The following is a 13,322-nucleotide window of genomic DNA, read 5'->3' on the forward strand; positions in this document are numbered from 1 at the left end:
GGATAGTTGTTGCCTTAAAGTAACACCATAACCCAAATCAACTTTAAATTTGTTTGTAGTGTTAATAGTAAATGGAACAAGTCCGTCTGTAATACCAACGTTAACGCCGATACTAAAGGTGTTGTACTGACCAATACCGCCAAATACCTTGGCAGTAGATGTTTCAGACGAAGTTGTAGTTGCAGTTGTTGTAGTAGTTGTTGTTTTGGTGGTATCGGTTTGAGCATTAGCTATCCCTACAACCATCAAAGAAGCAAATGACAATGCGACTGTTTTCTTTAATGTAGAATATTTCATAGTTTATCGATTAATTGTCTTAGGGTAACAACCCTAATTGTTAAAATAATTAAGCTTATAACCTATTAATAAGAGAAAAGTTTTCGGTTGGAGAAAAAAAAGATTTTTTAATTATTAAAAAAAGAAACAAGGGTTGATTTTGAGGCTTTTAACGATAAAATTTACCTGGTATTATGTGCCCGTTTAGTGGGTAATCCGCGAGATTTGCATGGCTACTAACTAAATAAATTATACAAAGAAGGCCGGAAGCTATTAATTACAGCGGCTGATGGTAAAACTAAGTTGAACAACTTTCCGCCGCAAACCGGGCAGGTTTCGGTAATAGGGAAAGACCTGGGAACTAAACAGGTTATTCACCTTATTAATTTGGCCAACGCCGCAAGCTTTGATTGGCGCGACCGTAACGGAACACAAGGGGCGCCAAGCCCGGTAACCAATGGCCGTTTCAACTTTACAGCAACAAAGGTCATTAAAAATATCTGGGTAGCATCCCCTGATATTGATGGCGGCGTATCCAAGGCGGTAACTTTTACACAATCCGGAAATTCGGCTACATTTACATTGCCTTTACTTAAATATCGAGATATGATTGTAGTGGAGTATCAATAAGTACTACTGAAATTTCCTGGAACTCCCAACCGGAACTCCCGGGCATAAAAATCAAAACATTTGCACTTCTGGCTTTGTTTCAGTAAGAGTTAATGTGTTGATTATCAGTAGTTGTATTGTTTCATGATGTGATTGTGAAAATATTTAATGTATTGATTGTCAATATGTAATGTGTTCATCCTATTCAGGGTGTATCACCGTTCCGTATGGAACACTTAGCACATGTGGTTTAAACCAATAGTATAAACGTTAAATACCTTTTAATGAAATATTCAATTCCTGTAATTTTTAGTTTACTGCTCACAGCTGGCTACGTGAACGCTCAAAGCAGTAAACCCATTTACACATCAAAAGCATATACCGTATACGCCGATAGGGTGGTACAGGGTAAATACACGGCGAAGGCTATTTCAGCTACAGAGTTGCAGTCCGACTATCAAAGCCCGGCCAACCTGTACAAAAGCCCTGTTGTAGATTTCAAGTTTAGCATTAATGGTAAAGACAATGAACTGCCATCGGGTAACGATCATCATTTCAGCTGTATTGCCCAGGCTAATGAAACGCCACTGATTAAATTTGGTGAAAGCTATGCAGATCATAAGGCCGTACCGCAAGGCAGCTACCTGAAACCCTCTACCAGTTTCAGGATCAGGGTTGATATGCGCGCCGTATTGGATGCCTTTAAAAGCAAGGGGTATTACACTTGCTTTAATGACGATAAGATATATAAGGCTGATTTTAAAGGAGTATATGTGGCCGGCAACACGGCGCCCATGATATGGGATTTTAATAACATCCATAATCGCCCCGAACTGGAACTGAAGGACCCTGATGGTGACGGTATCTATGAAACTACCCTGGTGCTGAACAAACCCCAGGATGCAAACAGCACAGCCTCGTCATGGAAAATGACTAAAGATGTGAGCGCGTTTCCGCAATATCATTCGGGATACAAAATCACCGACGCGTTGTATAACCTTGCTTTGGAGGAAATGCAAAACGCTGTTGAACCCGATAGTACCTTCCGCACCGGTAAGGAGTGGGGAGGGGTTTGGACAAGAGACATTAGTTATAGTATTATCCTCTCGATGGCTGTACTGCAACCCCGGGTTGCAGTTTACAGCCTGATGAAGAAGGTGAAAAATGGCCGGATAATTCAGGATACCGGAACGGGCGGCGCTTATCCTGTATCGTCGGACAGGATGATCTGGGCAGTGGCTGCCTGGGAGGTTTACAAAGTAACAGGCGATAAGGATTGGCTGGAAAAAGCTTACAGGATTATCAAAAAATCGGCTGCCGATGACGCGCTGAATGTGTACGATAAGGAAACAGGCATGGTGCGCGGTGAATCTTCATTTCTTGACTGGCGTGAAGAGACTTACCCCAAATGGATGCAGCCGGCTGATATCTATGAGTCGGAATGCCTGGGTACTACGGTGGTACATTACCAGGTGAACAAGGTGTTAGCCTCTATGGCCGGTTTGCTGAATGATAAAGTTGCGGCTAAAAGCTATACCCAACAAGCGGCGGGCATTAAAAAAGGTTTGAACAACCTGTGGTTGCCTTCCAAAGGATACTATGGCCAATACCTGTATGGTCGCAATTATAAAACGTTGTCACCCAGATCAGAAGCATTGGGCGAGGCTCTGGCTGTGCTATTTGACGCGGCCGACGCGGGTAAGCAACAAATGGTGGTCAACAATACTCCTGTAAATGAGTTTGGTATTCCATGTATTTACCCTCAAATCCCTAATATACTGCCTTACCATAACAACGCTGTGTGGCCCTTTGTAGAAACCTACTGGGCAATGGCATCGGCCAAAGCGGGTAATGAAGAAGCGGTTTTGAGGGCCATAAGCGCGATATACCGCCCGGCGGCTTTGTGGCTTACCAACAAGGAAAATTTTGTGGCCAGTAACGGCGACTTCGCCGGTACCCAAATAAATAGCAGCAATATGCTCTGGAGCCTATCGGGTAATATCGCATTGGTTTATAAAGTACTGTTTGGGATCCACTACAATGAGAACAGTTTGCAGTTAAAACCATTTGTACCCCGGGCACTGGCCGGTACCCGCTCATTGGATAATTTTAAATACCGGGGAGCAACGTTAAATATTACTATGGAGGGATATGGCAACCAAATGAAAAGCATCACCCTTGATGGTAAAACTATAACAGGTGCAATTATTCCAGCTGATCTGACCGGAAAGCATAGCATCAAAATAATATTAGCCAATAATGTATCAACCGGTAAAAGCAATCTTAGTCCGGGTTACACCGCACCTGAAACCCCGGTTGCGGTTTATGCCAAAGGCAAGCTTAGCTGGCCAAAAACAGCAGGGGCCGCAAGCTATCGTATCATTAAAAATGGGCAGCCTGTCGCCAATAATAAAACAGCTGCCTATGCGGTAAATGCCAATGAGTATGCCGAGTACCAGGTTATTGCTATTGATACAAAGGGTGTGGGTTCATTTGCAAGCGAACCTGTACAGGTTGTTCCTGCCGGTTCGGTTCAAACTATTGAGGCTGAGGGCTCGGTTGATCAGTCACCCCTGGCTTACCAGGGTTTTACTGGTAAAGGTTTTGTGGAGATCAGCAAAACGGTAAACACCAGTTTAAATATCGCAGTTAAGGTTGATCAAGCCGGCATCTATGCCATTGATTTTAGGTATGCCAATGGTAACGGACCAATCAATACAGAAAATAAATGCGCCATACGCACATTGGATGTAGATAAACATTTTGCCGGTACCGTTGTATTACCACAAAGAGGAAAAGAGGAGTGGAGCAACTGGGGATATAGCAACGTGGTTAAAGTAAAGCTTGGCAAAGGCATGCACCAGATCTCATTACAATTGAAGGATGCCAATGAAAATATGAATGGTGATGTTAACCAGGCAATGATTGATCATGTACGCCTGATAAGACTTAGCGATCATTGATACATATTGATTGAAAATTGATATTTACTGATTGCCGTAAATTGAATATATAAACTTCATTTGTAACCAGGATCAGCATGAGATTGAGCTGTTATTAATATATAATTGTCCCGGGATGAGATCCGGGACAATTTTTTTATCTATAGGATATGATACCATTATATATAGGCCATCAAAGTTTTGCTTTACTATATATTGATGCTGTCGCCTATTTTAGGTAAATGCAATTTCAAACCCGATTGTTCGAATTTCTGGATTGCATCAGATTTATCAATTTTGATAAAGCCGAAGGTATCATAATGTACCCCCATCACCTGGTTTACGTTTACAAACTGGGCGGCTTCAATGGCATCGGTCACGCCCATTGTTAACATATCACCTATCGGGAATATGGCAAAGTCGAGACTGGCCCATTTGGGAATTAAGGTCATATCTAAAGTAAGGGCGGTATCGCCGCTGTAATAAAAATTACCATCATTGGTTTTAAAAACAAATCCGCTCGCCACTCCTGCATAACTGCCATCCTGGAAACTACTGGAGTGTTGCGCGATAGCAGCTTTAACCATTCCAAAATCAAATGAAGCCTGACCGCCCGGGTTTATAGGAAGCACATTTGTTAAACCTTGCTTAGTGAAATAATTATATAATTCAAAACTGCCAACAACTTGCGCACCCGTACGTTTTGCGATAGCTTCAGCATCAAGTATATGGTCGAAATGACCATGGGATACAAAAATATAATCGGCTTCAATCTCATTAATATCGATGTTTTTTGCCAGCTCGTTTCCCGTGATATAGGGATCAAACAAAATATTTTTACCACCTGCAACTACTGAGAAACATGAATGGCCGTAATAGGTAATTTTCATTTCTTTGGTTTTATTGTAAATGTATTAATTAGCGATGTGGGATATTAACAGGTAATTATGCACAGTAAACAACTGTTAATTAGATTGTTTAATGGGGTTGTATTCTATTAGATATTAAAAAGACGGCGCACATATTGCGCGCCGTCAAATTGTGTTTATCTAAATTAACGCAGGGATTTAAATGCTGCACGAAGTTCTTCAGCAAATATTTGCGGTTGCTCCCATTGGGCAAAGTGGCCGCCATTGTTTGCCTCGTGGAAATAAATCAGATGAGGGTAAGCTTTTTCTGCCCAGGTTTTTGGCGCCTGGTATATTTCGCCTGGAAATACGCTTATAGCAACCGGGATTGTTATTTCATGTGTCCGTTGCTCAACAACATTGAAGTTATTGGTGCCATTTTCCCAGTAAAGCTGTGCTGACGAAGCCGCGGTATTGGTTAACCAGTAAAGGGTGATATCGTCAAGGATCTCGTCTTTTGTAAGTACTTTCTGGGCATCGCCTCCGCTATAGGTCCAGTCGTTAAACTTGTCTAAGAAGAAGGATGCCAGGCCAACAGGCGAATCTGTTAAACTATAACCTATTGTTTGCGGGCGGGTTACCATGATGCCGGCATAGCCACCACCTTTGGTATATAAATAATTCATTGATTTATAAGCGGCTTTTTCTTTAGCTGAAAGTCCGGCTGGTTCAGGACCGCCGCTTTGAAGCGCTTTCGCTATATCAGCAGGTACGGTTGCCGGCATGTTTACGTGGATACCTAATAAACCTGCAGGTTTTTGACGGCCCATTGCATCAGCTACAACTGAACCCCAGTCGCCACCTTGCGATACATAATGAGTATATCCAAGGCGTTTCATTAACACATCCCATGCTTTGCCTATGCGGTCAGGACCCCATCCGGTAGTTTTAGGTTTTTCAGAAAAGCCATAGCCGGGCATAGAAGGTATTACTACGTCAAATGCATCTGATGCTTTGCCGCCGTAAGCTTCCGGATCGGTAAGCGGGCCAATAATTTTCAGGAGTTCAAAGATAGAACCAGGCCAGCCGTGAGTAAGGATGATGGGCAGGGCTTTTGGGTTTTTAGAGCGCACATGTATAAAATGTATATCAAGTCCATCTATATGGGTTATAAACTGTGGCAGGGCATTCAGCTTTGCTTCTGCTTTACGCCAGTCATAATCTGTACCCCAGTACTTTACCAGGTTTTGGATCTGTTCCAGTTTTACACCCTGGGTACGATCAGTTACAGTTTCCTTATCGGGCCATCTTGTTGCCAACACGCGCTGGCGAAGATCAGTTAGTGCCGCGTCAGGAATGTTAACGTGAAAAGGGCGTATCTGGGTAGAATCATTGCTGGCAGGAGCAGTCTGGGAAAAGCCTGTAGTGGCTAATAGTACAAGTACTCCGGTAATGCCGGTAATAATTGTACTGGCAAAGGTGCGTTTGTTCTTTTTCATTGCTTTAAATTTTTAGTGTTTTGAATTGTTGCCTCAAAAGTATTCTCAGATCAGGCTACGTCCTACCTCCAAATAGTTTAAATGGACTAAGTTGGCCTTGAAGTAGTCATTTTTAAACCCGAAAACTTTTCAATTTAAATAGAGTTCCATATTATACCTGTTAGCTATAGCTGTTGTATACGGATTGATTAAGAGCGACGGAGATGTTGTATACATAAACACCTTCTGATGATGGAACGCCGCTTTTCAGAAATTTTATCTTTTCTATTGATTTATATTGGCTGATGATCATATTGCAGCTTTCGTAAAAGCTGTTTAACCATTTAGTTTAAAGAAATCTCCGCACCTTAGGGTTGGTTATTCAAGAACGTAGTTACCAGGAGATTATAGGGACAAAAATATCAATAAGCCATTAAAAATCATCATATTAAATGAATTTATGCAGATAGTGATATAATATCCTAAACAACCTGGAAATATAGTTTCGCTGTGATACTTCAGTAAATTTTTTAAGAAACAATTTGGGATAGGTCTTGATATATTTCGCAAGGAGATCAATTCCGATTTGGGTATCATGGGATTGCTACTAATTGATACTTTTGTGCCTGTTTTTATTTAAAACAGGTTTCCTTGTTATGAACAAAAGAATAAATATCAATAACCTTCAGCCCGGAGCGTTTGCGGCAATGGATGGTTTGGAAGACTACGTTAATCAAAGCGGTCTTGATCCTATCCTGATCGAATTAATCAGGAACAGGGTATCACAGATCAACGGTTGTACTTATTGTATGGATATGCACACGAAAGAGTCAATTAAACTGGGCGACACAGAACAGCGTATCAGCGGACTAAGATCCTGGCGAGAAGCCACGGATTACACAGAAAGAGAACGCGCCTCGCTTGCACTTGCCGAAGAAATTACCAATATATCTCAGGGGGTTGCAGATGATACTTATAGTAATGCCGCCAAAGTGTTTGATGATGTTTCATTGGCACAGGTCATTATGGTTATTGTCACCATTAACTCTTGGAACAGGATTGTTAGAGCTACCTATTAGTAGAGTACAGAACAAAATCCGGACTCTACTAATTAGTACTTTTAAATTACATGAAAAGAAATCGTAGTTTCGATTGATAGCTCAAGCGACTGTCACCGCGGCTTACAATTCCAATATCGGGGCATCTTTTGTTTTTTCGAGAATGGTAGGTGGTAAAAATGGCCTGCCGCCTGTGGCTGGGACACAGGTGCCGGTGAATGTAGCTTTGGTCATCACCTTGCCGTTTAAAATAATTGACTGCTTAAAATGCAGCTTTGGCAGCCCGGCCTTATCGGCATATAAAGTACAGGTAACGGTAAAGTTATCGCCCTTTTTTAATGATCTTAAAAAGCTGATACTGTAATTAGATAAAACCATAAACACCCCATTTTTTGCTTCAGTTTCAAAATCGAAGCCAAGTACCTCCCTGATATAATCATGCCTGCAATACTCCATATAAAATGGGTAGTATAGGCCATCCATAATTTCCTGCACATCTATGTGCTCTTCCTTTGCAATATAATTTTTTGAATATTCCATTTGTGTTTATTTAAAATATAAGGGCGATATTTTGGGTTATTACTTTCATGGCAAAGCACAGTATTATATAATAGGTATATAACACTGTGCTTTTTGTTTATAATGCAAAGTTATTTATTACTCCCGGTTTTAATATCCCTTATACAGAGTTGTTACTTACCCAAAGAAATAATAAAGTCATTGCCTGTTGACGGCAGATATTTTTTATCGCCGTAAGCAACGTAGCTGAGTTTGCCTGCCTCGTCAATCACCTTTGGAAATTTTAGTGTTACATATCGCCGATAAAATGATTCATTTTCAAGATTTGCAACATTGGCGCTAAATGCATTTTTGAATTTCGATAGTGGAATAGACGCTACAGTAATATCCTTTATCGGATAAAGGCTTGACTTTGCAGGCTCAAATGAAGCTTTGCCTGCGCTCATATTACCAACGCGAAATGAATTGAGGCGAAAGCCAGATCGTATGCTTGCTTTTAAAGACACGGCTTCTTCTGTGCAATTTAGTGTTTGGGGTGCGTAAGACCATTTCACTGGCGTTCCAACCTGGGCATAAGCCCGGATACAGAAAAACAACGCTATTGCTATTAAAAATTGTTTTTTCATGGTGATTGTTAATTTTAAGTTTCCAACCCAATTGCAGGAATGCCTGCAGTTGACTGTTCATTTACTGCGTTTAAAATGGATAGGAAATAAATACAGGTAATTTTCAATCTGGCGAAGACATGTTACCGTCATCTGTTAAGTATCCGGTGTTTTTCTTTTTTGGTATAACGCTTATCAGCTCACAATCCTGGGGATTGCTTTCAAAAGGAGCGCTTGTAACAAATGACATGGATAGCAATGAAATTAAACCGATAATTAACCTATTCTGCCCATATTTGCTGATTTTGTTCATGATTCTGTTTGCGGTTAATAGCTATTCCTTATTTTCCAACGGTTGGATTATTAGCCAGATCAGCTTTGGCAACGCCTAAAATTTCACCGTTGCTTTGGTCTTGTATCAGGGCAAGCACTTCCCAGTTTTGATTGTTGAACCCTTTTGGCAATGCTATTGTGGCACTTCCATTCCCGCTGGCGTTTAAAGGTTCATTTTGTAGTTTACGTACAATCTGCACGTGCGATAGCGTGTGTCCGGCGTTTTCACCACGCTCCACCTTGCTTTGTGCATTTTTTTGTACTACCGCAATCAATAAGCTGCTGCCCTGTTTCGCTTTACTTGCCTGGTATTGTACTTTAAGTTTTTCACCATCCTGCTGAGCCTGGAGGGTTAGTGTTGCAGTTGGTTTGGTACTCAACTCACCCGAGATTGCATTGCGAAGTGCCGATTCATCCGATCCTACAAATTCGGCTTTCCCGTTTACAATAACCTGGGGAGTATAAAATTGTACTCCGCCCAGCCAGCGTCCGTATTGTATCTGTCGGTTTGAAAAATCGGCGCTGCTGAAAATATCCTTCCAGCCCAACCGGTTCCAGTAATCAACATGATATGCCAGCAAATAGATGTCTTTGCCATGTGCTTCCTCCTGTATTTTTGCCATTAGCTCATCGGCAGGTGGGCAACTTGAACAGCCCTCTGATGTAAATAATTCTAATACCGCAAAACCTTTTCCATCAGCTTTTACAGTATCTTTTTTAGCAGTTGATTTATTTTTGCCAATAAAGGCCGAAAAGGATAATGCGGTTATCATAAAGCAAGTTATTAGTCCTAAAATTTTAATTGATTTCATGTTTTTTTCTTATTTGTTACACAAAACTATTTCAAAAGGGGGCGGTCGGTTAGTTAAAATTGGCCCAGTCGGGCATAGTTTTAGCTGAGTTAGACTTTTTTCATGCTGATCTGGTCACACATAATTGTCTGGTCGCACAGCCATTGAAAACTATCCATTATATGGTAACAGTCTATTTATCGCTTCGAATCTTCATGTATTATAGGAAGTTTAATTTTAAAGGACTCTTCGTTAATTTCAATATCAATTTTCAGGTTTAACAGATGGTTATAACGCTGGTTAATATTTTCGAGCCCCGTTTTAGTAGAAATTTCCGGCGTCTTTTTAAGCTGTAACTGATTTTCGACTATTATTTTTTCATTTTCAGTATACAGTTTAATGTTAAGAGGGCGATCAAGGGATACAACATTGTGCTTGATGCAATTTTCAATTAACAGTTGTAGCGTAAATGGAGGAATAAGGGATGTGGCGTATTGGGGTTCAATGATATTTACAAGATTTATCCCGTCCTCAAACCGTGTTTTCAATAAAAACATATACGTGTTCAATATTTCAATCTCGTCAGATATTTGAATAAGGTCGTGCTTACGGCTTTGCAAAGTAAATCTGTAAAAATCAGATAGTTTTAGAATGAACTCCACCGTATGCTCATCACCGGTTTCTACCATTGCTTTCAGGGTGTTCATATTGTTAAACAAGAAATGCGGGTTTACCTGCTGTTTAAGCAGTTCGTACTGTGCGCCAAGGGCGTCTGCTTTGGTGCGCTCCAGTTCTATACCTACCTGTTGATTTTGGTAACCTTGATACAACAGGTGAAGAAGTGTGTAAAATGCCAGGTTAATGAGTATACCCCTTACTTCAACCATTAGCACCTCTGATCTAAGATTTATACTTGAAAACATTAAATACTGACCGTAAGCAAGCATAAATATAACCACCAAGCCAACCAAAAGGCTAAACATGAGCGGCAGTATCGGTAATCTTTTGATTTTATGGTGCGGGTTATAACGACGAAGTGTGTAGATGTGGTAATACCATACCAATAATGCAAACAAAAAAGTAGCGCCTGAATTCACCAACGCCTCAGCAATGCTAAAGTGCTGTGCGGCAATTTTGGGTACAGAGGCTAATGCGCCCATGAAAAGAGAACTTAGCCAGATAATTGCCGGAGATATTTTATAGGCGTTTTTTTTAATTGAATTGTTCATGATGATTGTGGAAATACCAGGGTTTTTAAATCAATGATCTGATTAATTTTATCCTGATGGTTAATGATATTTTTGGCGATAAATAAACCTATTTTTCCTGCCCTTGGCCGCTTTGATAATTTCATAACTTTGATGATCGTTTTATACTAAGCTATGTTAAACAGATGCGAAGGGGTAGTAATTACAAGTTCAACCAGACAATTGAATTGCCTGAATAGACATTTCCAATCCTGAAGTGCCATGAACTGGCTTGCATTATTAAATCAATTCGCTACTTAACTATATTTGATCTTTTAATTGATATGAGAAAAAAACCATTTAAGATTTCAAATAAAATAATATGGCTGAGTTCTTTTTTCCTGGGTGTGCTTACTTCGGTTCCAAAAATTGCTGAACGTCACTTCAATCTTTACGAGGCACTTGTCGATTCAACCGTAACATGTTTATTTGCTGTTGTTACATGGTATTATAATATAATTACCCTTCCAGCCTACACTTCGCGGGATGTTGCCAATGGATTTTCAATTATACGGCTGCTTAAGGGTGTATTTTTTGGAATTGGGGTAATGTTTATTTTGGCCTGCATTCAGCAATTTTTGCTCTCGCACTTAAATTTTGGCCCGGTAATGCTAATGTTCGAAGTAAGAGGAATTCTGGTCAATATCATGTTTTACATGTTTTTGAATATGTTATATCAGAGTTACCAGAATCAGCAGGTAGGCATAGAGCTTGAGCGTACCAAATCAGACAACCTGGGTGCACAGTATGAACTACTTAAACAGCAGGTAAATCCACACTTCCTGTTTAATAGTTTAAATACCTTGAAATACATGGTGGAGAGCAGTGATGAGCATACGGAGGAGTTTATTTTAAAGCTTGCAGATTTCTACAGGTTCACCCTCGAAAGTCGAAAAATGGATCTGATCAGGCTTTCTGATGAACTCGAGATACTTGATGCCTATTTGTTTTTGTTAAAGGCGCGTTTTGAAGATGGTATTGATCTTTCCATTACTATTGATAAGGATTTCTATCAATCTTTAGTGCCTCCTTTTACCCTGCAGCTCCTCATTGAAAATTGTATTAAACACAATATTGTGTCGTTGGATCGTCCCCTGCACATCCGCTTATATTCAGAAAAGGATTTCATTGTTGTTGAAAATCAGCTTCAGCTAAAAAAAACGCCTGAAGTTTCTACAGGAATGGGGCTCGAAAACATCAATCAGCGTTATCTGCATCTTTTAAATAAAAAAATAGAGATCCACGCCAGTGAAACTTTATTCACCATAAAACTTCCAATCATTTATGAAAATAATCATTATTGAAGACGAGCTTAAAGCAGCAAAGTCCCTGGCAAACCTGATTACTAAAATGAGGCCTGATGCCAAAATTACGGCGCATTTCCAGAGTATTGAAAGTTCGGTCAATTACCTATCTCAAAATGAGGAGCCAGATCTGATCTTTATGGATATTCAGCTTTCTGATGGCTTATGTTTTGAGATATTCAAGGCGGTTAAAATTCATTGCCCGATAGTATTTTGCACCGCGTACGGTGAATATGCAATGGATGCGATCAAGGCCAACGGCATTGATTATTTACTGAAACCTTTTTCTAAAGATGAATTACAGGTAGCTTTTGAAAAGGTTGAAAACTTTAAAAACTTTTTTCAGCAAAATACTCAGCCCGATTTGGATGGTTTATTAAAGAAGATTGGGATGGATGAGGGTAAAAAAAGCTTTTTAGTTTTCACACACAATAAGTATATTACTATACAAACAGATCAAATAGCCTTTTTCTATATCAGGAATGATTCTTCCACCATCATGACATTTCATGGGGAGGAGTATTCAATTGTTCAATCACTTGATCAGGTGCAGGCCCTGCTATCTTCCAAACAATTTTTCAGGCTTAACAGGCAATACCTTATTAATTTTAAGGCTATTAAGGAAGTAGAACATTATTTTGACAGGAAGTTATTTGTTAAACTCGTTATTCCCAGCCCTGATAAGTTATTGATAGGAAAAGAAAAGACAAGTGTTTTTTTAAGCTGGCTTGAAAGCAGGTAGTTTGAAGAACAAAGTTAACCGGATTGTTCGCTGTTGAAATTTGTGATTCGAATGGGAGGGAAGTGTAACCCCAGTCCGCTGCTGAATACGGTAATAAAAGCGGTTGTTTTGCCGGCTTAAATTTTATTTTTTTTTAATTTGGAAATTACAAATACAATCCTACCTTTGCAGCCCGCAAACGAGGAAGCGGGTATTGTTCTTAGAAAGGTTACTGAAAGGGTTTTTGAAGCAGGAAGAGGGAAAGCGAGAAGAAGCAGGCTTCAAAAAAAGATCAGATAAATTTTCGGAAAGTCAAAAAGTTTGCTACTTTTGCACCCCGCCGCTGAGGAAGAAGAGAGAGAAGGAAAAGGGGGATTGAAAACTGAAAAAACGCTTAAAAAAATAAAAGCGAAAAAGGTTTTGGAAAAGCGGAAAAGGTTTCTACCTTTGCAGACCCAAACGGAAGGGTCCTTGAAAGAGGAAAAGAAGTAAAAAAAGCTAAAGCGATTTTAGCCAATAAAAATGAAAAGTTAAGAGGTATTAAAACCTCCAAAACATATAGCGGATTCGGATGATGAAGCGAGAAAGTTC

14 protein-coding genes and 1 pseudogene are annotated in these 13,322 nt (G+C 40.0%); 5 read left to right on the forward strand and 10 right to left on the reverse strand.

All coding sequences use genetic code 11. The features are described from left to right. Window positions 1-297: pseudogene (locus AC1DYB_RS30285) on the reverse strand (hypothetical protein); the annotation flags it as partial. A 255-nt stretch (window positions 298-552) separates the two neighbouring features. Here AC1DYB_RS30285 and AC1DYB_RS30290 point away from each other — a divergent pair. Continuing rightward, entirely contained in the window at window positions 553-906 is a 354-nt protein-coding gene (locus AC1DYB_RS30290) for a glycoside hydrolase family 66 protein (RefSeq protein WP_477440690.1), read from the forward strand. Between the two features lie 263 nt (window positions 907-1,169). Continuing rightward, window positions 1,170-3,848, forward strand: coding sequence for an alpha-L-rhamnosidase-related protein (locus AC1DYB_RS30295; RefSeq protein WP_477440668.1), 2,679 nt, complete (start codon window positions 1,170-1,172; stop codon window positions 3,846-3,848). A gap of 188 nt (window positions 3,849-4,036) precedes the next feature. On the opposite strand, the gene AC1DYB_RS30300 is transcribed toward AC1DYB_RS30295, so the two are convergent. From AC1DYB_RS30300 to AC1DYB_RS30310, 3 genes are all read right to left on the reverse strand, one after another. Beyond that, a complete protein-coding gene (locus AC1DYB_RS30300) occupies window positions 4,037-4,717 on the reverse strand; it encodes a metal-dependent hydrolase (protein ID WP_477440670.1) in 681 nt (226 codons plus the stop codon). A 164-nt stretch (window positions 4,718-4,881) separates the two neighbouring features. Beyond that, window positions 4,882-6,174 carry an epoxide hydrolase family protein gene (locus AC1DYB_RS30305; protein WP_295715836.1) on the reverse strand — a complete coding sequence of 431 codons (1,293 nt, stop codon included), beginning with the start codon at window positions 6,172-6,174 and terminating at the stop codon, window positions 4,882-4,884. A 160-nt stretch (window positions 6,175-6,334) separates the two neighbouring features. Further along, window positions 6,335-6,466, reverse strand: a complete 132-nt coding sequence (locus tag AC1DYB_RS30310) for a hypothetical protein (protein WP_477440672.1) — start codon at window positions 6,464-6,466, stop codon at window positions 6,335-6,337. 343 nt (window positions 6,467-6,809) lie between these two features. On the opposite strand from AC1DYB_RS30310, the gene AC1DYB_RS30315 reads away from it, so the two are divergent. Then, entirely contained in the window at window positions 6,810-7,232 is a 423-nt protein-coding gene (locus AC1DYB_RS30315; protein WP_477440674.1) for a carboxymuconolactone decarboxylase family protein, read from the forward strand. A 102-nt stretch (window positions 7,233-7,334) separates the two neighbouring features. Here AC1DYB_RS30315 and AC1DYB_RS30320 read toward each other — a convergent pair whose 3' ends face one another. The 6 genes from AC1DYB_RS30320 to AC1DYB_RS30345 form a co-directional block, all read right to left on the reverse strand. Next, a complete protein-coding gene (locus AC1DYB_RS30320) occupies window positions 7,335-7,751 on the reverse strand; it encodes an acyl-CoA thioesterase (protein ID WP_477440676.1) in 417 nt (138 codons plus the stop codon). Window positions 7,752-7,903: 152 nt separating this feature from the next. After that, a complete protein-coding gene (locus AC1DYB_RS30325) occupies window positions 7,904-8,356 on the reverse strand; it encodes a hypothetical protein (RefSeq protein ID WP_477440678.1) in 453 nt (150 codons plus the stop codon). Between the two features lie 103 nt (window positions 8,357-8,459). After that, a complete protein-coding gene (locus tag AC1DYB_RS30330) occupies window positions 8,460-8,648 on the reverse strand; it encodes a hypothetical protein (protein ID WP_477440680.1) in 189 nt (62 codons plus the stop codon). A 28-nt stretch (window positions 8,649-8,676) separates the two neighbouring features. Continuing rightward, the gene (locus tag AC1DYB_RS30335) at window positions 8,677-9,441 is read right to left on the reverse strand and encodes a DUF1223 domain-containing protein (protein ID WP_477440682.1); all 765 of its coding nucleotides are present in this window, start codon (window positions 9,439-9,441) and stop codon (window positions 8,677-8,679) included. 215 nt (window positions 9,442-9,656) lie between these two features. Continuing rightward, the gene (locus AC1DYB_RS30340) at window positions 9,657-10,688 is read right to left on the reverse strand and encodes a sensor histidine kinase (protein WP_477440684.1); all 1,032 of its coding nucleotides are present in this window, start codon (window positions 10,686-10,688) and stop codon (window positions 9,657-9,659) included. Next, window positions 10,685-10,813 carry a hypothetical protein gene (locus tag AC1DYB_RS30345; protein ID WP_477440686.1) on the reverse strand — a complete coding sequence of 43 codons (129 nt, stop codon included), beginning with the start codon at window positions 10,811-10,813 and terminating at the stop codon, window positions 10,685-10,687. The genes AC1DYB_RS30340 and AC1DYB_RS30345 overlap by 4 nt, the downstream gene beginning before the upstream one ends. 177 nt (window positions 10,814-10,990) lie before the next feature. Here AC1DYB_RS30345 and AC1DYB_RS30350 point away from each other — a divergent pair, with 177 nt between their 5' ends. Both AC1DYB_RS30350 and AC1DYB_RS30355 read left to right on the forward strand, forming a co-directional pair. Beyond that, window positions 10,991-12,010, forward strand: a complete 1,020-nt coding sequence (locus AC1DYB_RS30350; RefSeq protein WP_295715850.1) for a sensor histidine kinase — start codon at window positions 10,991-10,993, stop codon at window positions 12,008-12,010. Further along, entirely contained in the window at window positions 11,991-12,752 is a 762-nt protein-coding gene (locus AC1DYB_RS30355; RefSeq protein ID WP_477440688.1) for a LytR/AlgR family response regulator transcription factor, read from the forward strand. Before AC1DYB_RS30350 ends, AC1DYB_RS30355 begins: the two co-directional genes overlap by 20 nt. The last annotated feature ends 570 nt before the right edge of the window (window positions 12,753-13,322 follow it).

The organism is Mucilaginibacter sp. P2_A4 (genome assembly GCF_056405015.1).